This is a genomic window from Streptomyces sp. NPDC048248, assembly GCF_043201875.1.
In the GTDB taxonomy this organism is placed as follows: domain Bacteria; phylum Actinomycetota; class Actinomycetes; order Streptomycetales; family Streptomycetaceae; genus Streptomyces.
Genome location: NZ_JBICZL010000017.1, coordinates 39,955 through 63,898, shown reverse-complemented (window position 1 = coordinate 63,898; position 23,944 = coordinate 39,955). Strand labels below are relative to the sequence as shown.

The following is a 23,944-nucleotide window of genomic DNA, read 5'->3' as shown; positions in this document are numbered from 1 at the left end:
GAACCACCGCACGCGCAACACCGGTCCGATGGGGAGAAGGCGGTCATGGCAGTGCAGCTCGACGACGCGGTGGAGACGACCGCGCCGCCCCTCGGCACGGGGGGCGCGCCGCCCGCCCGCCGCGGACCCGGCCGCCGGCGGGCCACCCGCGGCGCCCCGTATCTCCTGCTCCTCCCGGCCCTGGCAGCGACCGCGGTCTTCCTGGGCTGGCCGATGGTGCGCAACCTGCTGCTCTCCTTCCAGAACCTCAACATGAAGGAGCTGATCCAGCACCTCACCGACTGGCGCGGCATCGGCAACTACCAGGAGATCCTGGGCAGCGAGCAGTTCTGGCGGGTCACCCTCCGCACCCTCGTCTTCACCGCAGTCAACGTCGCCCTGATCATGGTGATCGGGGTGCTGATCGGCCTGCTGCTGGCCCGGCTCGGCACGAAGATGCGGCTGGCCCTGTCCGGCGCGCTGGTACTCGCCTGGGCCATGCCCGTGATCGCCGCGACCACCGTCTTCCAGTGGCTGTTCGACTCCCGCTTCGGCGTCGTCAACTGGGTGCTGGACAAGCTCGGCTGGCACTCCATGGCCGACTACGACTGGGTCGGCACCCAGCTGTCGACCTTCTTCGTCATCACCGTGCTGATCGTGTGGCAGTCGCTGCCCTTCGTGGCCCTGAACCTCTACGCGGCCACCACGACCATCCCCAAGGAGCTCTACGAGGCGGCCCGGATGGACGGCGCAGGCACCTGGCAGGTCTTCACGTCGGTGACCTTCCCCTTCCTCAAGCCCTTCTTCCTCGCCACCACGTTCCTCGAGGTCATCTGGGTCTTCAAGGCGTTCCCGCAGGTCTTCGCGATCAACGAGGGCGGCCCGGACCGGCTCACCGAGACCCTGCCGATCTACGCCTTCACCGAGGGCGTCGGCAACCTCCACTTCGGCATGGGAGCCGCGATCTCGCTGCTGACGATCGTCGTGCTGCTGGCCATGACCGCGTACTACCTGCGTCTGACGCTCAAGCAGGAACAGCAGGAGGAGAACGAGCTGTGAAGCACTCCCTCGCCGGCCGGATCTGGCCCAATGCCACGGCGATCGTGCTCGCCATCGGCTTCGTCTTCCCCGTGTACTGGATGTTCAACACGGCCTTCAAGCCCACCCAGGACATCATCACCGAGGACCCTGTGTGGCTCCCCTTCCGCGGCACGCTCACGCATTTCGCGACGGCCGTGAACGCCCCGAACTTCTGGACCCTGGCCGGGAACTCGATCCTGGTGACGGTCCTCGCGGTGGGACTGTCGCTGCTCATCGCGCTCTGCGGGGCGTTCGCCGTCGCACGGATGCGCTTCAAGGGCCGCAAGGGCGTCCTGCTGACGTTCATGGTCGCCCAGATGGCGCCCTGGGAAGTCATGGTGATCGCGAACTACATGATCGTCCGGGACGCCGACCTGCTCAACAGCCTGCTGCCGCTCACCTGCTTCTACACGCTGATGGTGCTGCCCTTCACCCTCCTGACGCTGCGCGGCTATGTCGCGGCGGTGCCCAAGGAACTGGAGGAGTCCGCGATGGTCGACGGGTGCTCCCGCCGGCAGGCCTTCACCAAGGTCGTCTTCCCGCTCCTCGCCCCCGGCCTGATGGCCACCTCCCTCTTCGGGTTCATCACCGCGTGGAACGAGTTCCCCCTCGTCCTGGTCCTCAACAAGGAACCGGAGGCGGGCACCCTGCCGCTGTGGCTCTCACAGTTCCAGAGCCAGTTCGGGGACGATTGGGGGGCCACCATGGCCGCCGCGTCGATCTTCGCCGTCCCCATTCTCGTCCTCTTCCTGTTCCTGCAGCGCAAGGCGGTCGGCGGTCTCACCTCCGGCGCAGTGAAGGGATAACGCCGACATGACTCCTCTCGTTCGTTCCGGCAGCTCCGTACGCTCCGCCGACACCCTCACCCGCGACGCCCTGGCCGTCCTCCAGCCCGGTTTCACCGGCACCACCGCCCCCGACTGGCTGCTGCGGCGCCTCGGCGAAGGACTCACCTCGGTGGGTCTGTTCGGCCGCAACGTCGCCGCCCCCGCACAACTCGCCTCCCTCACCGCGCAGTTGCGGGGCGAACGCGAGGACGTCCTGGTCGCCGTCGACGAGGAGGGCGGCGACGTCACCCGCCTGGAGGTGCGCGGCGGGTCCTCCTTTCCCGGAAACCTCGCGCTCGGCGCCGTCGACGACACCGACCTGACCCGCGACGTCGCCCGGGAGCTCGGCCGCCGGCTCGCCGAATGCGGCGTCACCCTCAACTGGGCACCCTCGGCCGACGTCAACTCCAACCCGTCCAACCCCGTCATCGGTGTCCGTTCCTTCGGCGCCGACCCGCAGCTGGTCGCCCGGCACACCGCCGCCTACGTCGAGGGCCTGCAGTCCGCAGGCGTCGCCGCCTGCACCAAGCACTTCCCCGGCCACGGCGACACCGCCGTCGACTCCCACCACGACCTGCCGCGCATCGCTGCCGACCTGCCCACCCTCCAGGAACGTGAACTCGTGCCGTTCCGCGCCGCCATCGCCGCAGGCACCAGAGCCGTGATGAGCGCCCACATCCTGCTGCCGGCCCTGGACGGCAGCCGTCCCGCCACCTTGAGCCCGGCAGCGCTGCACGGCCTGCTGCGCGCCCCGGCCGCCGAGGGCGGGCTGGGCTTCGACGGGCTGATCGTCACCGACGGGATGGAGATGCAGGCCATCTCCGCCACCTACGGTCTGGAACGCGGCAGCGTCCTGGCCATCGCCGCCGGCGCCGATGCCATCTGCGTGGGCGGCGGGCTGGCCGACGAGGACACCGTGCTGCGGCTGCGCGACGCCCTGGTGAGGGCGGTACGCAACGGCGAGCTGCCGGAGGAGCGGCTGACCGAGGCGGCGGCCCGGGTGCGCGCCCTGGCACGCTGGGCACGCAACGCGGGCGCGGCCGAGGAGGTCACGCCCGCACCCGGGATCGGCCTCGCCGCCGCCCGCCGCGCGCTGCGCCTCACCGCCGACGGCCCCTACGCGCCGCTGACCGCCCCCGCCTACGTCGCCGCCTTCACGCCGCTCGCGAACATCGCCGTGGGGGACGAGACGCCCTGGGGTGTCGCTGCGGAACTGAGCCGGCTGCTGCCCGGTACCGCCACCGCCACCTACACCGGCGAAGCCGCCGCCACGGCCGGCACCCCCGCCCTGATCGACGGCCTCCTCGACGCCGCCGCCGGCCGCCGCATAGTGGCGGTCGTACGCGATGTCCACCGCCACCCCTGGATGGCCGACGCCCTGCGCGCACTGCTCGGCGCCCGTCCCGACACCGCCGTGGTCGAGATGGGTGTCCCGCAGTCACCGCCGCTGGGCGCCCCGCACCTCGCCACGCACGGCGCCGCACGGGTCTGCGGCCAGGCCGCCGCCGAGACCCTCACCGGGCAAGGACCCGCTCCGCGCCGGTGACGCGGACCGCGGCGACGCCGGGGGAGAAATACGACGTGGCCGGGACACCGCGTGGGGCGGCCCGGCCACGCCGGATGGGCCCCGGCCCCTGAGCCGGGGGGCTCAGTGGCCGGGGCCGTCGAACGTTTCCGCAGCTCAGATGCCCTGCCACTCCGGCTTGGCAGCGTAGGTGGCGCGGAAGTAGTCGGCGAGCTTGAGCTTGGAGGCGGCGGCTTCGTCGACGACGACCGTCGCGTGCGGGTGGAGCTGCAGCGCCGATGCGGGCACCAGCGCGGCCACCGGGCCCTCGACGGACTGGGCGACGGCGTCGGCCTTGCCCTCGCCGGTGGCGAGCAGCACCAGGTGGCGGGCTTCCAGGATGGTGCCGATGCCCTGGGTGATGACGTGGTGCGGGACCTCGTCGGGACTGTCGAAGAACCGGGCGTTGTCCTCCCGGGTCTGCCGGGTCAGCGTCTTGATGCGCGTGCGGGAGGCGAGCGAGGAGCACGGCTCGTTGAAGCCGATGTGCCCGTCGGTGCCGATGCCGAGCAGCTGCAGATCCACCCCGCCGGCCGCGCTCAGCGCACGGTCGTACTCCTCGCAGGCCGCCTGGACGTCCTCGGCCGAGCCGTCAGGACCCATGAACGCGTCCTCGCGCAGCCCGAGGGGCTCGACGACCTCGCGCAGGACCACCGAACGGTAGGACTCCGGGTGGCCGGGCGGCAGGCCGACGTACTCGTCGAGCTGGCAGATGCGCACACCCGAGGCGTCCACGGCACCGGCGCGGACCTTGCCCGAGAGTGCCTCGTAGACGGGCAGCGGGGTCGAGCCGGTGGCGACACCGAGCAGAGCGTCGGGCTTGCGGCGCACCAGGGCGGCGATGGCCTCCGCGATGAGTTCGCCGCCTGCCGTGGCGTCCGGGACGATGACAACTTCCACGCTTGGCCTGCCGTTCTGGAGAATGGGCATGTGGTATAGACCAATCTACCAGAGGAAGGCCGGCCGAGCCCGGTGGTGTTCATGGGTGCGAGGCGCTGGAGATCGGGCTTCCGCGGCCGCGCCGCGCACCGCTCCCGCGCCGGCGGAAGTCGCCGCGACGCCGGGGAAGATGAGGTCGCGAGGGCGACGCCGTGACCGGGATGCCGTGGGGTGCAGGGGGCGATCGCCGCATGGGTGAAGAGGGCAGCGCTGTCGCTGGGGCGAGTGAGGCGCGAATGGGGTGCGGGGATGTCGGGGGATGGCCCGGTTCGGGGCCGGGCGGCGCGCGCGGAGCCCTGAAGCACCCGCGGGCCGCGGCGCCGGGACAGGACCCTCAACCTGTCCGGCACCGCAGCCCGGAGCTGACATCGGCCGGCCCCGCTTTCGGGCGGGAGGCACCCCAATGTGCGGTAGGGGTACGGACCCGTCCCGGGACCGGTCGATCAGAGGCCGGGACGCAGTCAGGGCAGAGAGCGTCTCGGGCCTCGTTCCACTCTCCTGTGCGGGGAGAGCGGAGGTCTGTGTGAATTCTGGACTAGACCATTCTTGGTTGTCCATGCTCGTGCAAGGACAACACATACACCGTACGCCGGTAGGCTCCAAGACGTGCCCTCCATGAACGATCTCGTACGCCAGCACACCGCTCTGAGTGACTCCGACCTCGAGTGGCTGCACCTGTTGGTCTCGGAGTGGCAGCTGCTCTCCGATTTGTCCTTCGCCGATCTCGTCCTGTGGGTCCCCACCCTGGACGGCACCCGCTATGTGTCGGTTGCCCAGATGCGCCCTAATACGGGCCCCACGTCCTACCAGGACGACATGGTCGGCCATCTCGTCCCGCGGGGCCGCCGCCCGATGCTGGACTCCGCCCTGGACGAGGGGCGGATCGTGCGGGAGGGCGACCCGGAGTGGCGGGAGGAGGTTCCGGTACGCGTCGAGTCCATCCCGGTGCGCCGCGACGGACGGGTGCTGGGCGTGATCGCCCGCAACACCAACCTGCTGACCGTGCGCACCCCCAGCCGGCTGGAGCTCACCTACCTCCAGAGCGCCTCCGACCTCGCCCAGATGATCGCTGCCGGATCGTTTCCCTTCCCCGGGCAGCAGGTCGACATGGACGCGTCCCCGCGGGCCGGCGACGGCCTGATCCGCCTCGACGCCGACGGCGTCGTCCAGTACGCCAGCCCCAACGCACTCTCCGCCTACCACCGTCTCGGCCTCGCCGCGGACCTGGTGGGCCACCACCTCGGCCGGGCCACCGCCGAACTCGCCCCGGCCCGCGGCCCGGTGGACGAGGCCCTGGTCAAACTCGCCAGCGGATGGGCCCCCCGGGAGTTCGAGGTCGAGGGAGACGAAGGCGTGATCCAGCTGCGCGCCATCCCCCTCAAGCCCAAGGGCACGCACATCGGTTCGCTGGTGCTGCTGCGCGATGTGACCGAACTGCGCCGCCGCGAACGCGAACTGATCACCAAGGACGCCACCATCCGGGAGATCCACCACCGGGTGAAGAACAATCTCCAGACCGTGGCGGCGCTCTTGCGGCTGCAGTCCCGCCGGATGGACTCAGCCCAGGGCCGCGAGGCGCTCAACGAAGCGGTCCGCAGGGTCGGTTCGATCGCCATCGTGCACGAGACGCTGTCCCAGAACCTCGATGAGCGCGTCGAGTTCGACGAGATCGCCGACCGGGTGCTCGCCATGGTGGCGGAGATCTCCCCCGGCAAGGTGACCACCCGCCGCACCGGGCGCTTCGGCATCCTGGACGCCGAGGTCGCCACGCCGCTGTCGATGGTGCTCACCGAAATCCTGCAGAACGCCCTGGAACACGCCTTCGACCAGGGGGAACACGGCACGGTCGAGGTCGGCGCGGTGCGCGGGGGCAGCCGCACCGAGCCGCGCCTGCTGGTCACCGTGCAGGACGATGGCCGTGGCCTGCCGGAGGGCTTCGACCCGCATCGCGCGGGAAACCTGGGGCTGCAGATCGTACGCACCCTGGTCGAGGGAGAGTTGGGAGGCACGTTCGACATGGTCCGCGCACCCGAACGGGGCACCCAGGTCATCCTCGATGTGCCGGTCCGCCCCGAGAAGCAGCACTGACGCAGAAGCCGAGGAAGCGGACCGGGGGACGAGCAGGTTCCTCGGTCCGTTGCGCACCCTCCGCCGACAGTGCGACCGGCCGGACCGTGGCCGCGCACACGTGCCGCGGCAGCCGGACCCCGAACAGCAGCAAGCCCCGGACCATCCGGTCCGGGGCTCAAAGCTCATATCGCGATGCGTGACCGCCAGGCAATCAGCTCTGGGGGAGCATCGGTTGTTACTGCGCGCTGCGGCTCGGGGGCCACGGGGCGTCTGGCTCAGGCGCTGGCGTTGCGCGCCCGGTTACGAGCTGCACGGCGCTTCATTGCGCGGCGCTCGTCCTCGCTCAGACCACCCCAGACGCCGGAGTCCTGGCCGGACTCGAGCGCCCACTGCAGACACTGCTCCATGACGGGGCAGCGGCGGCAGACGGCCTTGGCTTCCTCGATCTGCAGGAGCGCAGGACCGGTGTTGCCGATGGGGAAGAAGAGCTCGGGGTCTTCCTCGCGGCAAACGGCGCGGTGACGCCAGTCCATGGCTGCTCCATCTCCTCGTGTGACGGGAACGTTGCTTGTGAATGTGAACGCTTTCACGAATCCCTCCACAAGGGAAGGGCCGAACTCCAGTTGTGAACTGGTGCGGTCCTGTGGATGAGGAGGAGGATTCGGACTCTCAAGGGGGCCGGTTGAGCGGCCGTCCCGATCGCCATGAAGAGACTCGCAAACCTCGGCGACGGATACAACCCCTTCTGGAAAGTTTTTTTTGATTCCTTGGTGTCGCCTAGCTCACAGCCGTACTTCCAGGGGGTGGAGGTCAGCCTAAACGTTCGAGTGAAAGGACTTTCGGCCCTGCTGCTCACACAATCACACGCAGTGCACGGCGAACGCCTGTGAACGTCACACTCGTACGCAGCCCCAGGTGGTCACCGTCCATCTGGAAGGGCAGCGGCGCCTGCGAATGCAAGGTGAAGTCCGTGAGGTCATGAAGGGACACCGCGTGCTTGCCGTGGGGCCCGCGCTGTGGTGTTGACGCCAGCAGCTGGGTGGCGTATCGGGTCACCGCAGGGGCCGACAGCTTGCTCAGTGCGAACAGGTCGAGGGCCGCGTCGAAGGACGCCCGCGGTGACGGGTAGACCGGGCGATTGCCCAGGTAGGTCCAGGGAGCGGTGTTGCAGATTATGGACATCGCGAGGCCCTCGACGACCTCCGTGGAGCCCTCGGTGGCACCGGGGCGTTCGAGGGTGATGGAGCCCTCCCGGCGGTTCGCCTCCCCCATGAACTGGCGTACGACCTGCCGCACGTACAGGGCATGCGTCGAACGCTTGCCGCGTTCGCGTTGCTGCTCCACGCGGCCGACAACGCCCGCGTCGAAGCCGAAGCCGGCGCAGAAGGTAAACCAGCGGGACGGCGCCCCCTCGTCCTCGCTCCCCGGGGTGCCGGCGGCCAGGCCAAGGCCGATGGTGCGTTCGCTGCCGTCACGCAGGGCGTCGAGCAGGGCGCCGGTGGCTTCCACGGCGTCATTGGGGAGCCCGAGCGCGCGGGCGAAGACATTGGTGGAGCCGCCGGGGACCACGGCAAGGCGGGGATGGGAGTCCGGATCGGGGCCGTGGGTCAGCAGGCCGTTGACGACCTCGTTGACCGTGCCGTCGCCGCCGAGGGCCACGACCAGCTCGGTCTTCCCGCCCTCGGCTGCCTGCCGGGCCAGATCCCGGGCGTGCCCGCGGTAGCGCGTCTGGGCCACTTCCAGCTCGAGGTCGCTGGCGAGGGCGTGGGCGAGCACATCACGGGTGCGGGCACTGGTGGTGGTTGCTGCGGGATTGACCACGAGAAGTGCGCGCATATGTAGCAGCGTACCTACCCGCCGGTCGCTCGTTTCCGTCCCCGTCCGTCCCCGGGGGGCACCGGCAGCCGTCGGCCGCCGGCGCTACCCTGCTGGGGTGAGCAGTCAGCAGAAGCAGTCCGCGACCCGAGCCGCCGGCACCTCCGCCGTGCCCGAGCCGACCGGCCCCCGGCCCGCCCGGCTGAGCGCCGCCGCGGCGCTCACCGCTGTCGAAGGTCTGGCGCTGGCCGCGCTGGGCGGTTACATGCTGATCATGGGCCTCGCCGGTTCCCCCGACAGTGCGCGGCAGGCGGAGACGGGCGGCTTGACGGTGCTGGCCCTCGCGGTGCTTCCGCTGGTGGCCGCGCGGGGGCTGTGGCTGCGCCGGCGGTGGAGCCGCGGCCCTTCGCTCATCACCCAGATCGTGGCGCTGCCGGTGGCCTGGACGCTCGTCAACGGCGGTGGCGCGCTGATCGCCGCCGGTGTCGGGCTCGCGGTGGCCGCGCTCGTCGTACTGGCGCTGCTGGTCAACCCGACGGCCACCGAGGCCCTGGGCATCGGCCCGCGGGAGTAGCGCACACGAGCGCGTCGGCCCGGAAGGAAGCTTCCCGGGTCGAGGAAGTTCCCCGGAAAGACAAGAGGCGGGGCCCTGAAGAGCCCCGCCGGTCACGATCCCGCTGGTGTACTACTCCTCGACGAGGAGCTTGTCGCGCAGCTGGGCGAGGGTGCGGGCCAGCAGACGCGAGACATGCATCTGGGAGATGCCGACCTCCTGGGCGATCTGCGACTGGGTCATGTTGCCGAAGAACCGCAGCAGAAGGATCTTCTTCTCGCGGGGCGGCAGATCTTCGAGCAGGGGCTTGAGGGACTCGCGGTACTCCACGCCCTCCAGCGCCTCGTCCTCGGCGCCGAGGGTGTCGGCGACCGCCGGGGACTCGTCGTCGGTGTCGGGGACGTCCAGGGAGAGCGTGCTGTAGGCGTTGGCCGACTCCAGCCCCTCCAGGACCTCTTCCTCGGAAATCCCGATCTGCTCGGCGAGTTCATGGACGGTGGGTGCGCGGCCGTGCCGCTGGGAGAGCTCGGCCGTCGCGGTGGTCAGGGACAGCCGCAGCTCCTGGAGGCGCCGCGGAACACGCACCGCCCAGCCCTTGTCGCGGAAGTGCCGCTTGATCTCCCCGACGACCGTGGGGGTGGCGTAGGTGGAGAACTCCACGCCGCGGTCCGGGTCGAAGCGGTCCACGGACTTGATCAGGCCGATGGTGGCGACCTGGGTCAGGTCGTCCAGCGGCTCGCCGCGGTTGCGGAACCGCCGTGCCAGATGCTCCACGAGCGGCAGATGCATGCGGACCAGGGTGTTGCGCAGATCCGCGCGCTCGGGGGAGCCGTCGGGGAGTTCCCGCAGCCGGTAGAACATCGCCCGCGCGCCGCTGCGGTCGTGTGGATCATGGGCATGCTGCGGCTCGTGGGCATGCTCGGGTTCCTGGGGCTTCTGGTCGGGGGCGGACGCGTCGTTCGGATGCGCCTGCTTCCCCTGCTGCTCGCTGTGGTCCATGTGGTCCGCCCGCTCTGCCTGCTCCGACGCGTCCGACGGGCCGCCCTGGTCATCCACGCTCACCGGATGCGGCCGTGCCTGCTGATCAGGGATGGTCACCCCGGGTGCCATCCGCGCGCCGCGTTCGAGATCTTTCACGGGGCCCCCTGTTCGGTCATGACGGTCCGGGACCGGCGCCGCGCTCCTTGTACAGGCTGATGGTGACCGTACGGTCCTCGGCGACGGTGGAGTCGACCTTGCCGGCGAGTGCGGAGAGCACCGTCCAGGCGAAGGTGTCGCGCTCGGGCGCGCGGCCGTCGGTCGTCGGGGCCGAGACGGTCACCTGAAGTGCGTCATCGATGAGGCGGAAGACGCAGCTCAGCACGCTGCCGGGCACGGCCTGTTGCAGCAGGATCGCGCACGCTTCGTCGACCGCGATGCGCAGATCCTCGATCTCGTCGAGGGTGAAGTCCAAACGGGCTGCGAGGCCGGCTGTGGCCGTGCGCAGCACGGACAGGTAGGCACCCGCAGCGGGCAGACGGACTTCCACGAAGTCCTGAGTCCCGGGCTCGCCTGCGATCTGGGACACCCTCACCTCCAAGGTGGCACAAGCTGGTTGAGCTGGAATGCTGGATATACGAGATATCCACGCCGGGCGTCTCTCCCCTCGGTGAAAGGAGAACGATCCGGCGCAGCACATGGTTCGGCTGCGACGCTATCGCGATCTGTGGGCCGATGTCGCCCGGAAGGAGCACGACTGCCCCCCGGACGGCGATTCGGGCCCCGGTCGCCCGGCGCCATCGCTGTCACTCATTGTAAGGCTACGGGTACGCACAGTGGCTAGGGGTCTGCACTGCCAAATCCATACCGATTACGCTCTGTTGACGCGCGAGGAGCCCGCAAGGTTGTGCAGTGCCTCTCCAGTGAGCCGGAAGACCGTCCATTCGTCCATGGGCTGAGCGCCGATCGACCGGTAAAGGCCGATGGACGGTTCGTTCCAATCCAGGACTGACCACTCGAAACGCTCATAGCCGCGAGTCACGCACACCTCCGCGAGGGCCGCCAGCAGCGCCTTGCCATGGCCGCCGCCGCGCGCTTCCGGCCGGACGTACAGGTCCTCCAGATAGACACCGTGCGTGCCCGTCCACGTCGAGAAGTTCCGGAACCACAGGGCAAAGCCCACGGGGGCGCCGTCCGCCTCCGCGATGAACGCGAAGGCCGCCGGCTGGGGGCCGAAGAGGGCCTCCCGGAGCTGCGGCTCGGTGGCCCGGGCGGCGTCCGGTTCGCGTTCGTACGCTGCCAGCTCGCCGATCATGGCGAGGATGACGGGGACGTCGGCGGGGGTGGCTTCGCGGATCATGCGAAAAGGTTAAAGCGGCCCCGGACCGTCCCTCACACCAGGAGCTGGTCGGTGAAGCACCACCGCCAGGACTCACCGGGCTCGAAGGACCGCATCACCGGGTGGCCGGTCTCCGCGTAGTGCCCGCTCGCGTGCCGGTACGGCGACGAGTCGCAGCACGCGACATGGCCACAGACCAGGCACAGCCGCAGCTGTACGGGATGGCTGCCGACGGCCAGGCACTCCAGGCAGGTGGCACTGCGCGCGGCCGGCTCGGCGCGCGGCAGTTCTGATACGTGCGTGCACTCGCTCATGATGGCCAGGTTAGATCGCCGGAACGGATGGCGAAGAGTGTCCCCGGCCCGGGGGCCGGGGGACGAGACGAACACGGGGACGGGACGGACCGATGGCTGTGATGCCGCTGTTGTTGCTGGTCGCGGGGAGCGCCGCGGTCGCCGGACTGGCACGCCGCACGCCCGTTCCGGCGCCGCTGCTGCTCGTCGCCGCCGGGCTGCTCGTCGGCTACGTCCCCGGTGTCCCGGACTACACGCTCGATCCGCACATCGTGCTGCCCCTGCTGCTCCCGCCGCTGCTGCACACCGCGGCCCTGGAGAGCTCGTATCTGGATCTCCGCGCCAATCTGCGGCCGGTGGCGCTGCTGTCGGTGGGCTATGTCCTCTTCGCCACCCTCGCGGTCGGTTACGCCGCCTATCTCGTGATCCCGGACCTGCCGCTGGCCGCGGCGCTGGTCCTGGGCGCCGTGGTCGCGCCACCGGACGCCATCGCGGCCACCGCCATCGCCCGCAAGCTCGGGCTGCCGAGCCGGGTCACGACGATTCTCCAGGGTGAGTCGCTGTTCAACGACGCCACCGCGATCACCGCGTACAAGGTGGCCCTCGGCGCGGCCGTCGGCGTGGGTGCGACATGGGGGGAGGGCCTCAGGGAGTTCGCCGTCGCGGCCCTGGGGGGCATCGGGGTCGGTGTGGTGCTGATGGTGCCCCTGCACTGGCTGCGACGCCGGCTGCGGGACTCCGCGCTGTTGGAGAACACCCTGTCGCTGCTCATCCCCTTCTTCGCGTACGCGGCGGCGGAGCAGGTCGGTGCCTCCGGCGTGCTCGCCGTCGTGGTGGTCGGCCTCTACCTGGGGCACCGCTCCTGGCAGGTCGATTTCGAGACGCGGCTCCAGGAGGAGGCCGTCTGGAAGATGGTCTCCTTCATCCTGGAGTCCAGCGTCTTCGCGCTGATCGGCCTGCAACTGCCGGTCGTCCTGCGCGGCCTGGGGGAGTTCAGCGGCCAAGAAGCGCTCTGGTACGCGGTGGTGGTGTTCGCGGTGGTGGTCGTGGCGCGATTCGTGTGGGTCGTGCCTGCCATGTACCTGCCGCGCGCCCTGTCCGCCCGGGTCCGCCGGAAGGAGCCGGAGATGCCCTGGCCGGCGACCTCGATCGTGGGCTGGGCCGGGATGCGCGGCGTGGTGTCGCTGGCCCTCGCCTTCGCCATCCCGGCCACCGTGCACGACGGTGACTCCTTCCCGGCGCGCAACCTCGTGCTCTTCCTGACCTTCACCACCGTGATCGGCACCCTCGTCATCCAGGGGCTGACGCTGCCGCCGCTGATCCGTGCGCTGAAGGTGCCCGGCCGGGACGTCCAGGCCGAGACGCTCATCGAGGCCCAGGCGCAGAACGAGGCGTCGCAGGCGGCCGAGGGGCGCCTGGAGGAACTGCTGGCGGACGAGCGCAACGCACTGCCGGGACCGCTGGCGGACCGGTTGCGCACCGTCATGGAACGGCGCCGCAACGCGGTGTGGGAGCGGCTCGGCACGGTCAACGAGGTCACCGGGGAGTCCGCCGACGACACCTACCGGCGGCTGGCGCGGGAGATGATCGACGCCGAGCGGCGGGTCTTCGTCGAGCTGCGGGACGGTCGCCGGATCGACGACGAGATGCTGCGGACACTGCTGCGCAGGCTGGACCTGGAGGAGGCGGCCGCCTACCGGGAGGGCGCTTCCTAGGGGCGGCGACGGCGGCTCAGGGCATGCCGGTGATCACGGCGGCGACGGTGCTGCCGGGCGCGAAGGCACCCTCTTCGGCCAGGGTCGTCAGCCCGAGCAGCAGTTTCGCCACGTAGACGCGCTCCAGCGGCAGACCGTGCCGCGCCTCGAAGGCGTCGGCGAACGCGTCGAGTTCAGGGGTGCGCCTGGCGTACCCGCCGCAGTGGAAGCGGTCCTCCAGCCGCCAGTCCCCGCAGGGTGCGCCGAACGCCGCGCGCTGGAGGTCCTCGACCGTTCGCTGAAGGAAGTGCGGGCTTCCGCCCTTGAGGACGGCAACGCCGATGGCCCGCTGCCCGGGCGCGAGGCCCGCGGCGAGCCCGGCGAGGGTGCCGCCGGTTCCGCAGGCCACCGCGGCAGTGTCCGCGACTCCGCGCAGCTCCCTGCCCAGCTCCGTGCAGCCCTGTGCGGCAAGGGAGTTGCTGCCGCCCTCGGGTATCACCGCGAAGGCGCCGAAACGGTCGTGCAGCGCGGCGAGGACATCAGGTTCGGTCTTGCGCCGGTAGGTGCCGCGGTCGACGAAGTGCAGCCGCATGCCGTCGGCCGCGCAGCGGGCCAGGGACGGGTTGAGCGGTGCCCCGGCCAGCTCGTCGCCGCGCACCACGCCGATGGTGGCGAAGCCCAGCAGCCGGCCGGCCGCCGCGGTGGCGCGCAGATGGTTGGAGTACGCGCCGCCGAAGGTGAGCAGGGCACGCTCGCCGGCCGCGGCGGCGGCCCGCAGATTGGGCGCCAGCTTGCGCCACTTGTTGCCCGGCAGGTCGGGGTGGATCAGATCGTCCCGCTTGAGCAGCAGCCGTACGCCGTGGCGCGCGAACGTCTCGTCCTCGATCTCCCGCACCGGGGACGGCAGGCGGGGACGCAGGGCGCCGGGGCCGGAGGGCCCGGCGGGGGTTGCGGGCGCCTGCGGTGCCTCGGACGGTTCCGCCGGATCGGGCGGATCGGGGACTGGGCTGGTCACGGGCTCCATTGTCCCGCGCTGCCCGGCGGGGGAGGGCGCGGGCCCGTTGCGCGGTCCCTTCGGTGTGATCGCCTGTCCGTCCGCCTCCGTCGGTGTCCCGTCCGCAGGCCGGTGCACCGCCTCGTCTGCCCGCCGCCGGTTACTTCAGTCGGTCGGCGATCCGCTCGCGGAGCTCGTCCATGGTGAAGCCGCGAGGGTCGCTCTTGCCCGGCTGCCACTCCAGGTGCCCGATGACCGAGCGCTCGGTCCAGCCGTGGGTCCTGCACAGGGCGGCAGCGGCCTTCTCAAGCGCCGTGATCTGGGCCGGCGGCCAGGGGTCAGCGCCGTCGCCGAGGTTCTCGCACTCGAAGCCGTAGAAGTGGCGGTTGCCGTCGGTGTCGGCCTCGTTGTCCGGCGGCAGCCGCTTCTCGGCGATCACCGCGCGCAGGACCTCGCCGTCGCCGAGGCCCGCGTGGTTGGCGCGGCCGCCGCCGACCAGATGCACCGTGCCGTCCTTGGTGATCACGCCGTGGCACAGCGGTCCGGGCAGGTCGGGGCGGCCGTCGTAGCAGAGCCGTACGGTGCGGTCGGCGCCGGACGTGGCGGTGTGGTGCACCATCACGCCGTGCACCGTGCCCCAAGGGCCCTTGTCGTTGCGGTGGTGGGTCTGCCAGTCGTCGACCTCGACGACCCGCAACCCCTCGTCCTTGAGGACGTCGAGGAAGCGCGCGGCGGGCAGCGGTGCGGGCATGCCGTCTCCGATCGGTGCGCGACGGCCGCCGACCGCGCACCGCCTCATGCCTCGCTTGTACGGGACGGCCCGCCGACGGGGGAGCGGAACGCCATAAGAAGGACCAGGCGTTCGACACCTGTGCGAGCGGTTCCGGCCGCCCGGAGCGGCTCCGCCCGTCGCGGCGAGCCGAACGCTTGCTACGCGCCGTGCAGGAAGGCGTCCCCATGGGTGGCGATATGGGCCTCCAGGGCACGCAGCGCGTTCTGCGTCGCTTCCGGCGTGCCGCTGCCGTTGCGCTCGGCGTAGTACGCGCTGCCCAGCTTCTTCAGCAGATCGCTGCCGGCCCTCTGCTGCTGTACCTCGTCGACCTTCTGCTTGCCCTGCGCCAGTCCGCGCTGTGCCTGCTCCTTGGCGCGGTCGAGAAACCCTGCCATGTGCTGCCTCCGTGAAGGTCGGTGTCGTAAGGGATCAACGGCGCGGACGGCCGAAGGGTTCCCGTGCCAGGCTGGAGTACGTGAGCGAGCAGCGCGACACGGGTGAGCCGCACGGCGCAGCGGATGCGGCGGGCGGGTACCGCGAGCGGGCGTCCCGGCTGCCGGGCGCGGTGCTGTGGACGAACACCGCCCGGCCCTCGCCCGGCCCCGTCCTGCCCGACGGCTGCACGGACCTGATCTGGGGCGAAGGGCATCTGTTGGTGGCCGGTCCTGACACCGGCCCGCACCTCCTGGGCGATGTGGCGCCCGGCTCCCGCTACGTGGGGCTGCGCTTCGCCCCGGGGCAGGGTCCGGCGTTCTTCGGCGTACCGGCACATGAACTGCGTGACCAGCGCGTGCCGTTGGCCGATCTGTGGCCGGCGGAACGGGTGCGGGAGCTGGCCGAGCGGGTGAGCGGTGCCACCGCGCCGGGCCGCGTCCTGGAGGAGGCCGCCGCGGCCAGGCTCCTGGAGGCCGCGGGTCCGGCCGACCGGGACGGCCGTCCCGGACGGACCGCCGCGATCGCCGCGGCGCTGGCCCGGGGCCTGCCGGTCGCCGAGGTCGCCCGTTCCGTGGCCCTGAGCGAGCGCCAGCTCCACCGCCGCAGTCTGGACGCGTTCGGCTACGGCCCACAGACCCTGACACGGGTGCTGCGGCTCGTGCGCGCCCTGGACCTCGCGCGCTCCGGGGTGCCGTACGCGCAGGTCGCGGCCCGCGCCGGATACGCGGATCAGGCGCACCTCGCGCGCGAGGTGAAGTCCCTGGCGGGGGCTCCGTTGGGGGTGCTCCTCGGGCCGGGTTAGCGTGTCCGGCATGGACTACCAGGCCGTTCTCGAGGAGGTGGCCGCCTTCGCCCGGCCCTATGTGGGGAAGGGCCAGGTCGCCGACTACATTCCGGCGCTGGAGCGGGTGGATCCCGGCTGTTTCGGGATCGCGCTGGCGGACATCAACGGCGATGTGTACGGCGTCGGTGACTGGGAGGTGCCGTTCTCCGTGCAGTCCATTTCCAAGGCGTTCTCCCTGGCGCTGGTGATGGCAGGCTCGCAGGACCCCGAGGACATCTGGAAGCGGGTCGGACGGGAGCCGTCCGGTACGCCGTTCAACTCGCTGGTCCAGCTGGAGTGGGAGAACGGCATCCCGCGCAACCCGTTCATCAACGCGGGAGCGCTGGTGGTCACCGACCGGCTGCAGACCCTCACCGGCGACGCAAGCACCACGATGCTGCACTTCCTGCGCGAGGAGAGCGGCAACAAGGATCTCGCCTTCGACCAGGGAGTGGCCGACTCCGAGGCCGACCACGGCGACCGCAACGCGGCGCTCGCCCACTTCATGGCGTCCTTCGGCAACCTGGAGAATCCGGTCCCCAGCGTCATCGAGCACTACTTCTGGCAGTGCTCGATCGAGATGAGCTGCCGCGATCTGGCCGTCGCCGGCGGCTTCCTGGCCCGCCACGGGCTGCGCGCCGACGGCAGCCGGCTGCTGGGGGCACGCCAGGCCAAGCGGATCAACGCGGTGATGCTGACCTGCGGGACGTACGACGCGGCGGGAGAGTTCGCCTACCGGGTGGGGTTGCCGGCCAAGAGCGGCGTGGGCGGCGGCATCGTCGCCGTGGTCCCCGGCCGCTGCACGCTGTGCGTATGGAGTCCGGGGCTGGACGCCCGCGGCAACTCCGTCGCGGGTGCCGCGGCCCTGGACCAGTTCACGACGCTGACCGGCTGGTCGGTGTTCTGACCGGTCCGCACCCGCCCGCCGCCCCCGGTTGCCGTTGTGGGCACCGGCCGGTCGGCGCATCGTGGGGCGTAGGGAGGTGCACCGCCATGGAGCACGAGATGCGCGCGGAGTACGAGGAAGGCGTCCTGCCCCGGGCGGACGTTCCGGTCAAGCTCTGGCACATGGTCCGGCTGGAGGGCACGTCGGCGATGTGCGGACGCGAGCTGGCACCGGCCTCCGCCACCCAAACGGCCGACGCCTGGGGCACGCCCAAGGCGGAACCGTTCTGCCACACCTGCGGGGCCATGTACCTGCGCGAGGTGCCGTAGCGGGCTCGGGGGCCGGGGAGTGGCCTCGGAGAGGGACGCACCCCAGGGGCGTCCTGTGGTCACCTGCCCCGTGGTCACCGCTCCAGTGGTGCGAAGAGGTCCACGCCGTGGCCGTCCGGGTCGCGTACGACGGCGTAGCGCTGACCCCAGAAGGCGTCCCAAGGGGCTTTGTCGCCCTGGTAGCCGGCGTCGGTGAGCGCGGCGTAGACCTTGTCGACCTCGGCGGGGTCGGCGCAGGCGAAGGCCAGCCCGGTGGGCGCGCCGGCCTGCGGCGGAGTCCAGTCCGGGTCGATGGCACGGGCGGTGTCGTAGGTGTCCCACATCAGCCGCAGGCCACCGGGGAGCGGGGCCTCGGCGTGCGGGGCGGTGTCCGCGTCGGCGGCGATGTCCAGGCCGAGGCGGCGGTAGAAGGCGAGCGAGGCGGCCATGTCGGCGACGGTCATGCCGATGGCATCGAAACGGGGAGTCGAGGTAGTCATGTTTCGAGGCTAGGCAGCGACGCCGGCCGCGGTCTTGAACGCATCGGACGTCCTGCCGGACGGCGCGCGCCGAGGTTGTGCGCCCGCGGACACGGCACGCGCGGTCTGCCTCACGGGCAGCGGATGACCTGGCCCGCGTAGGAGAGGTTCCCGCCGAAGGCGAACAGCAGCACCGGGTCGCCGGAGGCGATCTCGCGGCGTTCGACCATCTTGGACAGGGCGAGCGGTACGGAGGCGGCCGAGGTGTTCCCGGAGTCGACGACGTCCCGGGCGACGACGGCGTTGACCGCGCCGATGCGCTCGGCGACCGGCTCGATGATGCGCAGATTGGCCTGGTGCAGCACGACGCCCGCCAGGTCCTCGGGCCGCACGCCGGAGCGCTCGCACACCTTGCGGGCGATGGTGGGCAGCTGGGTGGTCGCCCAGCGGTAGACGGTCTGGCCCTCCTGGGAGAACCGCGAGGGGTCGCCCTCGATGCGCACCGCGCCGCCCATCTGCGGGACCGAGCCCCACAGCACCGGTCCGATCTGCGGGTCCTGCGCGGTGGTGACCACCGCGGCGCCCGCTCCGTCGCCGACCAGGACGCAGGTCGACCGGTCCGTCCAGTCGACCACGGAGGTGAACTTCTCCGCGCCGATGACCAGGGCGTTCCTGGCCGCGCCCGCCTGGATGGCGTGGTCGGCTGTGGCCAGCGCGTGGGTGAAGCCGGAGCAGACGACGTTGATGTCCATCGTGGCCGGGGCCGGCAGGCCGAGCGTGGCCGCGACGCGGGCTGCGGCGTTGGGGCTGCGGTCGACGGCGGTGCAGGTGGCGACGAGCACCATGTCGATCTCGTCCGCGGCCAGGCCGCTTGCGGCGAGCGCCTTGGCGGCCGCGGCGGACGCCATCGCGTCGACGGTCTCGTCCGCCGCCGCGACATGGCGGGTGCGGATACCGACGCGGCTGCGGATCCAGGCGTCGTCCGTCTCGACGATCTTGGCGAGATCGTCGTTGGTGAGCACGGCGGAGGGCTGGTAATGGCCGAGAGCCAGGATGCGTGACCCCGTCATGTGTTCCCCCTGTGCGTGGGCGGGCGGTATACGACCAGTCTCGCCGGTCCGCGCCGGCCGGCGGTTGCGTGATCCGCCAACGTTCCGCCGCCAGAACTGGAGACATCCGACCGGCGTACGACCCTTATGGGCGCCGCGGGGCGTGTATGGGGCGCGGGGCGCCGGCCGCTCCCGGCCACCGGCTCAGCGGAGACCGGTGGGCCCTAGCGGTGATCACCGCCGGGGCCCACTCGATTTTCAGGTATCCGCTGGTCAGGGGCGTGTACGGGCCGCCGCCAGGGGCCGGAAGCGTCGCAGTCGCAGGCTGTTGCCGACGACGAACACCGAGGAGAAGGCCATCGCGGCACCGGCGATCATCGGGTTGAGGAGTCCGGCTGCGGCGAGGGGGATGGCCGCGACGTTGTAGCCGAACGCCCAGAAGAGGTTGGCGCGGATGGTGTTGAGAGTGGCGCGGGCGAGGCGGATGGCGTCGGCCGCGGTGCGCAGATCGCCGCGGACGAGGGTGAGGTCGCCGGCCTCGATGGCGGCGTCGGTGCCGGTGCCCATGGCGAGGCCGAGGTCGGCCGTGGCGAGGGCGGCGGCGTCGTTGATGCCGTCGCCGACCATGGCGACGGTCCTGCCCTCGTTCCGCAGGCGGGTGATGACGGCGACCTTGTCCTCGGGCAGGACGCCCGCGATGACCTCGTCGATGCCGACCTCGGCGGCGACGGCGCGGGCGACGGCTTCGTTGTCGCCGGTGAGCAGCACGGGGGTCAGACCCAGGGCGCGCAGGCTGCGGACGGCCTCGGCGCTGGTCGGCTTCACCGCGTCCGAGACCACCAGCACCGCGCGGGCCCGGCCGTCCCAGCCGACGGCGACCGCGGTCCGGCCGGCCGCCTCCGCCTCGGTCGTGGCGGCCGCAAGCTCGGGCGGCAGCTCGTGCCACCGCTCCCGCAGCAGCCGCTCGCGGCCGACCAGGACGGTGTGCCCGTCGACGACGCCCCGCACCCCGAGGCCGGGAAGGCTCGCGAAGTCCTCGGGGGCCGGCAGCGCACCGCCCCGGGCCGCCTCGGTCTCCGCCGCGGTGGCGATGGCACGGGCGATCGGGTGCTCGGAGGCGTGCTCCAGCGCGCCGGCCAGGCGCAGCGCCTCCTGGCGGGTCTCGCCGTCGGCGAGGTGCACGCCGGTCAGGGTCATCACGCCGGTGGTGACCGTGCCGGTCTTGTCCAGCACGATGGTGTCCACCCGGCGCGTGGATTCCAGCACCTCGGGGCCCTTGAGCAGGATGCCGAGCTGGGCGCCCCGGCCGGTGCCGACCATCAGCGCGGTGGGGGTGGCGAGCCCGAGGGCGCACGGGCAGGCGATGATCAGGACCGCCACGGCAGCGGTGAAGGCGGCCACCGCCCCGGCGCCGCTGCCGAGCCAGTACCCCAGGGTGCCGACGGCGAGTGCGATGACGACGGGCACGAAGACCGCGGAGATCCGGTCGGCGAGGCGCTGGGCCGCGGCCTTACCGTTCTGTGCGTCCTCCACCAGGCGCGCCATCCGGGCGAGCTGGGTGTCGGAGCCGATGCGGGTGGCCTCGACGACGAGCCGGCCGCCGGCGTTGACGGTGGCGCCGGTGACGGAGTCACCGGGGGAGACCTCGACGGGCACGGACTCGCCGGTGAGCATCGAGGCGTCCACGGCGGATGCGCCGTCCACCACCCGGCCGTCGGTGGCGACGGTCTCCCCGGGGCGTACGACGAAGTGGTCGCCGACGGACAGTTCGGCCACCGGGACGCGTACCTCGCGGCCGTCCCGCAGGACGGCGGCGTCCTTGGCGCCCAGCTCCATCAGTGCCCGCAGGGCCGCGCCGGCCTTCCGCTTGGAGCGGGCCTCGAAGTACCGGCCCGCCAGGATGAAGGTGGTGACCCCGGCCGCCGCCTCCAGATAGATGCTGCCGCTGCCGTCGGTGCGGGCGATGGTCAGCTCGAAGGGGTGGGTCATGCCGGGCATGCCCGCCGTACCGAAGAACAGCGCCCACAGCGACCAGCCAAGCGCCGCGAGGGTGCCCATCGAGATGAGGGTGTCCATGGTGGCCGCGCCGTGCCGCAGGTTCGTCCAGGCGGCCCGGTGGAAGGGCAGCGCCCCGTAGGCGACGACCGGGGCGGCAAGGGTCAGCGAGAGCCACTGCCAGTTGGTGAACTGCAGCGCCGGCACCATCGCCATCAAGATCACCGGAACACTGAGGGTGAGGGAGACGAGGAGGCGTTGACGCAGTCCGGCGAGGGAGTCGGCCTCCTGGGGGGTGGCCTGTGCGCCGCCCGCGCCTGACGCGTCACCGGATGTGTTCACCGGGGGCGGCGCCGGGGCGGGTGGCGCCGGCAGCGCGGCGGTGTAGCCGGTCTTCTCGACGGTGGCGATCAGGTCGGAGGTCTCGACGCCACTGCCCGCGGCGACCGCCACCTTCGCCTTCTCGGTGGCGTAGTTGACGCTGGCGGTGACGCCCTCGATGCGGTTGAGCTTCTTCTCGACACGGGCCGCGCACGACGCGCAGGTCATTCCGCCGATCTCCAGCTCGACGCGCTGCTCGCCGATCGCGGTGGTCATGACTGCTCCTCCGTCTGCTGCGGGTGCCGTCCGTGCTCGGTGGCCGGTGCGGGCGTGGCCGGCCGGTGCGGTGCGGGGGCCTGCCGACCGTCCCCATCGTCGCCGATAGCGCGGCCGAGGCCGAAACCGCCGGCGAGGACGACGAGCAGGATCAGTGCGTAGCCGCCGAGCTTGGCCGGGGTGGTCAGGGCCCTCATGGCGTACTCCTCATCGCGAGCCTCCCGAATGCCGAGGACGACGGCGGCGGCCGGCGTCCACTGTGCAGAACCATATACCCCCTAGGGGTATTCCGCGACCGACGGACCCGGGGGCGCATCCGTCACCCCGTGGAGGGAGTGGCGAGCCTCACGGCCGGCCTGCCGGTGACCGCCGAGTCTGCCGATCCGGCGTCACTCTTCGGTGCTTATCTCCGCACATGTCAGGATCCCGGGGCGCAAAAACCGGGGCTCCGCCGTACCGCAGGCAGGCCCCGGCGCGCCATACTGGCGGGGTGTCGATGATCAGCAACCTCCGCAAGGCCGTTCGGCTGCCGCAGCCGCGTAGCCATGGAGTCGACCTCAGCCACCCGGCCCGATCGCCGTTGGGCACCGCCGTCGTGAACTGCGCGGTGTACGTCTCCGGCATACGGCAGAGCGGCGACCACCCCGCCGCCGAGGCGATCCGCAGGGTCAGGAAGTCCGGCGACGGTTTCGTCTGGATCGGCCTGCACGAGCCCACCGAGAAGGAGTTCGCCGGGATCGTCGAGCTGTTCGGGCTGCACCCGCTCGCCGTCGAGGACGCCGTCGACGCCCACCAGCGGCCAAAGTTGGAGCGCTACGACCAGTCGCTGTTCACCGTCTTCAAGACGGTCCGCTATGTGGAACACGACCGGCTCACCGACACCAGCGAAGTGGTGGACACCGGCGAGATCATGGTCTTCACCGGCGCCGACTTCGTGATCACGGTGCGGCACGGCGGCCACGGCTCGCTCGGCCCGCTCCGTGAGCAACTGGAGAGCATCCCCGAGCAGTTGGCCCTCGGCCCGTCCGCCGTCCTGCACGCCATCGCCGACCTGGTCGTGGACGACTATCTGGACGTCACAGCCGCCGTGCAGGACGACATCGACGACGTCGAGAGCGAGGTCTTCTCGGTCCGGGGTGGCGGCGGAGCCGGCCGGATCTACCAGCTCAAGCGCGAACTGCTCGAACTGAAGCGGGCGGTGGCGCCGCTGGACCGGCCGATGCAGGCGCTGGCCACCCAGCCGATGTCGCCGGTCGACCCGCGGATCCAGACCTACTTCCGGGACGTCGCCGACCACCTCGACCGGGTCACCGAGCAGATCACCGCGTTCGACGAGCTGCTCAACTCCATACTCCAGGCGCATCTCGCCCAGGTCACCGTCGCCCAGAACGAGGACATGCGCCGGATCAGTGCCTGGGTGGCGATCCTGGCCGTGCCGACCATGGTCTGCGGTGTCTACGGCATGAATTTCGACTACATGCCGGGACAGCACTGGATATACGGCTATCCGCTGGTGATGGCGGTGACCGTGGCGGCGTGCTGGGTGATCCACCGCGGCTTCAAGCGCAACGGCTGGCTGTAGGCGGGCCGTTGCCGTTCGAGCCGCTCCGCACGGGCGCCGGCAACGACAGGTCCAAAGATCGCCCGGCCGCGTAAGCTGCGATCAGTCTCCGGTACCGCCGCGCCACGGGTTGCGCGGTACGGACGGAGGTGGCTGACCGGCAGAACGGGAGGGCCCATGGCAGAGGTGTTCCTACGGCGGCTGACCAGGTGGCAGGCGGAGACCCAGCGGGAGTCCGTCGCCGATCTGTACGCCGCGGCCCACCGTGATCCGGTGTCCGGGGAGGCCCCCGGGCGGGAGGATTTCCTGCGCCGGTTCGCCGAGCACGACGTCCGGCGCCCCGGCTTCGAGATGGTCATCGGCAGCGACCCCGCGCTCGCCGGATGCTGCTACGGCCACCCCCTCGACCGTGCGGACGACTGGTGCCGGGACCTGCCCGGCGCGGTGCCGGACAGCTTGCGCGAACAGGGCGCGGCGGGAGGGCTGTTCCTCGTGGCCGAACTCTTCGTGCTGCCCGTTCACCGGCGCACCCGCGTGGCCACCCGCCTCCAGGAGACGCTGCTGATGCGCAGCAGCGCCGCGCGGGCGGTCGCCTTCCTCGCCTCGGACAACGCTGCGGCCAGGGCCGCGTTCCGTTCGTGGGGCTGGGAGCCGGTGGATCGGCCGGAGCAGCCCGCGGAGGCCGCAGGCCGCGAGGTGTGGAGCCGGGCGCTGCGATAGCGCCCGAAGGCGCCGCACCGGCCGCCGGGCGGTGCGGCGCCCTCGGGCACACGCGAGCGGCGGGGCCCGGGAAGAGCCCCGCCGCATGCGGGTTGGAGAGGGCCGGCCGCCAGGTACCGGCCCTCGTCAGCCACCGGCCGTCAGCGTGTCCTGACCGTGCTCGAAGGGTCAGGGCGGCGCGGGCGGTCGCCGTT

At 71.5% G+C, this 23,944-nt stretch carries 25 protein-coding genes; 11 read left to right on the top strand and 14 right to left on the bottom strand.

All coding sequences use genetic code 11. From position 1 onward, the window contains the following. Positions 1–45 precede the first annotated feature (45 nt). The 3 genes from ACGFZW_RS31225 to ACGFZW_RS31215 are packed head-to-tail and all read left to right on the top strand — an operon-like array spanning position 46 to position 3,432. Positions 46–1,038 (top strand): carbohydrate ABC transporter permease, encoded by a 993-nt coding sequence (locus ACGFZW_RS31225; RefSeq protein ID WP_393896626.1) that lies wholly within the window; start codon positions 46–48, stop codon positions 1,036–1,038. Next, complete coding sequence (locus tag ACGFZW_RS31220) at positions 1,035–1,865, top strand: carbohydrate ABC transporter permease (RefSeq protein WP_393896625.1); 831 nt, start codon at positions 1,035–1,037, stop codon at positions 1,863–1,865. Before ACGFZW_RS31225 ends, ACGFZW_RS31220 begins: the two co-directional genes overlap by 4 nt. Before the next feature lie 7 nt (positions 1,866–1,872). Continuing rightward, positions 1,873–3,432 carry a glycoside hydrolase family 3 protein gene (locus ACGFZW_RS31215; RefSeq protein WP_393896624.1) on the top strand — a complete coding sequence of 520 codons (1,560 nt, stop codon included), beginning with the start codon at positions 1,873–1,875 and terminating at the stop codon, positions 3,430–3,432. Between the two features lie 135 nt (positions 3,433–3,567). Here ACGFZW_RS31215 and nagB read toward each other — a convergent pair whose 3' ends face one another. After that, positions 3,568–4,350: a glucosamine-6-phosphate deaminase gene (gene nagB / locus ACGFZW_RS31210; protein WP_393896687.1), complete on the bottom strand. Its 783-nt coding sequence runs from the start codon at positions 4,348–4,350 to the stop codon at positions 3,568–3,570. Between the two features lie 654 nt (positions 4,351–5,004). Here nagB and ACGFZW_RS31205 point away from each other — a divergent pair. Beyond that, the gene (locus tag ACGFZW_RS31205; RefSeq protein WP_393896686.1) at positions 5,005–6,477 is read left to right on the top strand and encodes a sensor histidine kinase; all 1,473 of its coding nucleotides are present in this window, start codon (positions 5,005–5,007) and stop codon (positions 6,475–6,477) included. 257 nt (positions 6,478–6,734) lie between these two features. On the opposite strand, the gene ACGFZW_RS31200 is transcribed toward ACGFZW_RS31205, so the two are convergent. Further along, positions 6,735–6,992 (bottom strand): WhiB family transcriptional regulator, encoded by a 258-nt coding sequence (locus ACGFZW_RS31200; protein WP_003983230.1) that lies wholly within the window; start codon positions 6,990–6,992, stop codon positions 6,735–6,737. A gap of 319 nt (positions 6,993–7,311) precedes the next feature. Then, the gene (locus tag ACGFZW_RS31195) at positions 7,312–8,295 is read right to left on the bottom strand and encodes a diacylglycerol/lipid kinase family protein (protein ID WP_393896623.1); all 984 of its coding nucleotides are present in this window, start codon (positions 8,293–8,295) and stop codon (positions 7,312–7,314) included. Between the two features lie 97 nt (positions 8,296–8,392). Between ACGFZW_RS31195 and ACGFZW_RS31190 the strand changes: the two genes are divergently transcribed. Beyond that, on the top strand, positions 8,393–8,848 hold the full coding sequence (locus tag ACGFZW_RS31190) for a hypothetical protein (protein ID WP_393896622.1): 456 nt from the start codon (positions 8,393–8,395) through the stop codon (positions 8,846–8,848). Positions 8,849–8,959: 111 nt separating this feature from the next. Here ACGFZW_RS31190 and ACGFZW_RS31185 read toward each other — a convergent pair whose 3' ends face one another. From ACGFZW_RS31185 to ACGFZW_RS31170, 4 genes are all read right to left on the bottom strand, one after another. After that, entirely contained in the window at positions 8,960–9,937 is a 978-nt protein-coding gene (locus ACGFZW_RS31185) for a SigB/SigF/SigG family RNA polymerase sigma factor (RefSeq protein WP_393896685.1), read from the bottom strand. Between the two features lie 43 nt (positions 9,938–9,980). Further along, positions 9,981–10,394 carry an anti-sigma factor gene (locus tag ACGFZW_RS31180; RefSeq protein WP_003985353.1) on the bottom strand — a complete coding sequence of 138 codons (414 nt, stop codon included), beginning with the start codon at positions 10,392–10,394 and terminating at the stop codon, positions 9,981–9,983. Between the two features lie 282 nt (positions 10,395–10,676). After that, positions 10,677–11,165, bottom strand: coding sequence for a GNAT family N-acetyltransferase (locus ACGFZW_RS31175; RefSeq protein WP_393896621.1), 489 nt, complete (start codon positions 11,163–11,165; stop codon positions 10,677–10,679). Positions 11,166–11,197: 32 nt separating this feature from the next. Next, positions 11,198–11,458 carry a UBP-type zinc finger domain-containing protein gene (locus ACGFZW_RS31170; RefSeq protein ID WP_393896620.1) on the bottom strand — a complete coding sequence of 87 codons (261 nt, stop codon included), beginning with the start codon at positions 11,456–11,458 and terminating at the stop codon, positions 11,198–11,200. 92 nt (positions 11,459–11,550) lie between these two features. Here ACGFZW_RS31170 and ACGFZW_RS31165 point away from each other — a divergent pair, with 92 nt between their 5' ends. After that, the gene (locus tag ACGFZW_RS31165; RefSeq protein ID WP_393896619.1) at positions 11,551–13,152 is read left to right on the top strand and encodes a Na+/H+ antiporter; all 1,602 of its coding nucleotides are present in this window, start codon (positions 11,551–11,553) and stop codon (positions 13,150–13,152) included. A gap of 16 nt (positions 13,153–13,168) precedes the next feature. Here the strand turns inward: ACGFZW_RS31165 and ACGFZW_RS31160 are convergent, their stop codons facing one another. From ACGFZW_RS31160 to ACGFZW_RS31150, 3 genes are all read right to left on the bottom strand, one after another. Next, positions 13,169–14,050, bottom strand: a complete 882-nt coding sequence (locus ACGFZW_RS31160) for a 1-aminocyclopropane-1-carboxylate deaminase/D-cysteine desulfhydrase (RefSeq protein WP_393896684.1) — start codon at positions 14,048–14,050, stop codon at positions 13,169–13,171. A gap of 235 nt (positions 14,051–14,285) precedes the next feature. Then, positions 14,286–14,876, bottom strand: coding sequence for an N-acetylmuramoyl-L-alanine amidase (locus tag ACGFZW_RS31155; protein ID WP_393896618.1), 591 nt, complete (start codon positions 14,874–14,876; stop codon positions 14,286–14,288). Between the two features lie 179 nt (positions 14,877–15,055). Further along, positions 15,056–15,292: a hypothetical protein gene (locus tag ACGFZW_RS31150; protein WP_393896617.1), complete on the bottom strand. Its 237-nt coding sequence runs from the start codon at positions 15,290–15,292 to the stop codon at positions 15,056–15,058. Positions 15,293–15,372: 80 nt separating this feature from the next. Here ACGFZW_RS31150 and ACGFZW_RS31145 point away from each other — a divergent pair, with 80 nt between their 5' ends. The 3 genes from ACGFZW_RS31145 (at position 15,373) to ACGFZW_RS31135 (ending at position 17,370) form a co-directional block, all read left to right on the top strand. Continuing rightward, positions 15,373–16,134, top strand: a complete 762-nt coding sequence (locus tag ACGFZW_RS31145; protein WP_393896616.1) for a helix-turn-helix domain-containing protein — start codon at positions 15,373–15,375, stop codon at positions 16,132–16,134. Between the two features lie 10 nt (positions 16,135–16,144). Next, positions 16,145–17,062: a glutaminase gene (locus ACGFZW_RS31140; protein ID WP_393896615.1), complete on the top strand. Its 918-nt coding sequence runs from the start codon at positions 16,145–16,147 to the stop codon at positions 17,060–17,062. An 86-nt stretch (positions 17,063–17,148) separates the two neighbouring features. Further along, a complete protein-coding gene (locus ACGFZW_RS31135; RefSeq protein ID WP_393896614.1) occupies positions 17,149–17,370 on the top strand; it encodes a hypothetical protein in 222 nt (73 codons plus the stop codon). Positions 17,371–17,444: 74 nt separating this feature from the next. On the opposite strand, the gene ACGFZW_RS31130 is transcribed toward ACGFZW_RS31135, so the two are convergent. From ACGFZW_RS31130 to ACGFZW_RS31115, 4 genes are all read right to left on the bottom strand, one after another. Next, positions 17,445–17,849, bottom strand: coding sequence for a VOC family protein (locus tag ACGFZW_RS31130; RefSeq protein ID WP_393896613.1), 405 nt, complete (start codon positions 17,847–17,849; stop codon positions 17,445–17,447). A gap of 110 nt (positions 17,850–17,959) precedes the next feature. Next, complete coding sequence (locus ACGFZW_RS31125; RefSeq protein ID WP_393896612.1) at positions 17,960–18,898, bottom strand: beta-ketoacyl-ACP synthase III; 939 nt, start codon at positions 18,896–18,898, stop codon at positions 17,960–17,962. A gap of 252 nt (positions 18,899–19,150) precedes the next feature. Further along, positions 19,151–21,469 (bottom strand): heavy metal translocating P-type ATPase, encoded by a 2,319-nt coding sequence (locus tag ACGFZW_RS31120; protein WP_393896611.1) that lies wholly within the window; start codon positions 21,467–21,469, stop codon positions 19,151–19,153. Then, positions 21,466–21,666: a hypothetical protein gene (locus ACGFZW_RS31115; protein ID WP_393896610.1), complete on the bottom strand. Its 201-nt coding sequence runs from the start codon at positions 21,664–21,666 to the stop codon at positions 21,466–21,468. The genes ACGFZW_RS31120 and ACGFZW_RS31115 overlap by 4 nt, the downstream gene beginning before the upstream one ends. Before the next feature lie 299 nt (positions 21,667–21,965). Here ACGFZW_RS31115 and ACGFZW_RS31110 point away from each other — a divergent pair, with 299 nt between their 5' ends. Further along, on the top strand, positions 21,966–23,051 hold the full coding sequence (locus tag ACGFZW_RS31110) for a magnesium and cobalt transport protein CorA (protein ID WP_393896683.1): 1,086 nt from the start codon (positions 21,966–21,968) through the stop codon (positions 23,049–23,051). Positions 23,052–23,207: 156 nt separating this feature from the next. Beyond that, positions 23,208–23,750, top strand: coding sequence for a GNAT family N-acetyltransferase (locus tag ACGFZW_RS31105; RefSeq protein WP_393896609.1), 543 nt, complete (start codon positions 23,208–23,210; stop codon positions 23,748–23,750). Positions 23,751–23,944 lie beyond the last annotated feature (194 nt).

What these genes read in the sequence shown, in the direction of transcription:
- ACGFZW_RS31225 (WP_393896626.1), top strand. Translation starts at nt 46, where the DNA reads ATGGCAGTGCAGCTCGACGACGCGGTGGAGACGACCGCGCCGCCCCTC.
- ACGFZW_RS31215 (WP_393896624.1), top strand. Translation starts at nt 1,873, where the DNA reads ATGACTCCTCTCGTTCGTTCCGGCAGCTCCGTACGCTCCGCCGACACC.
- ACGFZW_RS31205 (WP_393896686.1), top strand. Translation starts at nt 5,005, where the DNA reads ATGAACGATCTCGTACGCCAGCACACCGCTCTGAGTGACTCCGACCTC.
- ACGFZW_RS31200 (WP_003983230.1), bottom strand. Translation starts at nt 6,992, where the DNA reads ATGGACTGGCGTCACCGCGCCGTTTGCCGCGAGGAAGACCCCGAGCTC.
- ACGFZW_RS31195 (WP_393896623.1), bottom strand. Translation starts at nt 8,295, where the DNA reads ATGCGCGCACTTCTCGTGGTCAATCCCGCAGCAACCACCACCAGTGCC.
- ACGFZW_RS31185 (WP_393896685.1), bottom strand. Translation starts at nt 9,937, where the DNA reads ATGGCACCCGGGGTGACCATCCCTGATCAGCAGGCACGGCCGCATCCG.
- ACGFZW_RS31175 (WP_393896621.1), bottom strand. Translation starts at nt 11,165, where the DNA reads ATGATCCGCGAAGCCACCCCCGCCGACGTCCCCGTCATCCTCGCCATG.
- ACGFZW_RS31170 (WP_393896620.1), bottom strand. Translation starts at nt 11,458, where the DNA reads ATGAGCGAGTGCACGCACGTATCAGAACTGCCGCGCGCCGAGCCGGCC.
- ACGFZW_RS31165 (WP_393896619.1), top strand. Translation starts at nt 11,551, where the DNA reads ATGGCTGTGATGCCGCTGTTGTTGCTGGTCGCGGGGAGCGCCGCGGTC.
- ACGFZW_RS31155 (WP_393896618.1), bottom strand. Translation starts at nt 14,876, where the DNA reads ATGCCCGCACCGCTGCCCGCCGCGCGCTTCCTCGACGTCCTCAAGGAC.
- ACGFZW_RS31150 (WP_393896617.1), bottom strand. Translation starts at nt 15,292, where the DNA reads ATGGCAGGGTTTCTCGACCGCGCCAAGGAGCAGGCACAGCGCGGACTG.
- ACGFZW_RS31140 (WP_393896615.1), top strand. Translation starts at nt 16,145, where the DNA reads ATGGACTACCAGGCCGTTCTCGAGGAGGTGGCCGCCTTCGCCCGGCCC.
- ACGFZW_RS31135 (WP_393896614.1), top strand. Translation starts at nt 17,149, where the DNA reads ATGGAGCACGAGATGCGCGCGGAGTACGAGGAAGGCGTCCTGCCCCGG.
- ACGFZW_RS31130 (WP_393896613.1), bottom strand. Translation starts at nt 17,849, where the DNA reads ATGACTACCTCGACTCCCCGTTTCGATGCCATCGGCATGACCGTCGCC.
- ACGFZW_RS31125 (WP_393896612.1), bottom strand. Translation starts at nt 18,898, where the DNA reads ATGACGGGGTCACGCATCCTGGCTCTCGGCCATTACCAGCCCTCCGCC.
- ACGFZW_RS31120 (WP_393896611.1), bottom strand. Translation starts at nt 21,469, where the DNA reads ATGACCACCGCGATCGGCGAGCAGCGCGTCGAGCTGGAGATCGGCGGA.
- ACGFZW_RS31115 (WP_393896610.1), bottom strand. Translation starts at nt 21,666, where the DNA reads ATGAGGGCCCTGACCACCCCGGCCAAGCTCGGCGGCTACGCACTGATC.
- ACGFZW_RS31110 (WP_393896683.1), top strand. Translation starts at nt 21,966, where the DNA reads ATGATCAGCAACCTCCGCAAGGCCGTTCGGCTGCCGCAGCCGCGTAGC.
- ACGFZW_RS31105 (WP_393896609.1), top strand. Translation starts at nt 23,208, where the DNA reads ATGGCAGAGGTGTTCCTACGGCGGCTGACCAGGTGGCAGGCGGAGACC.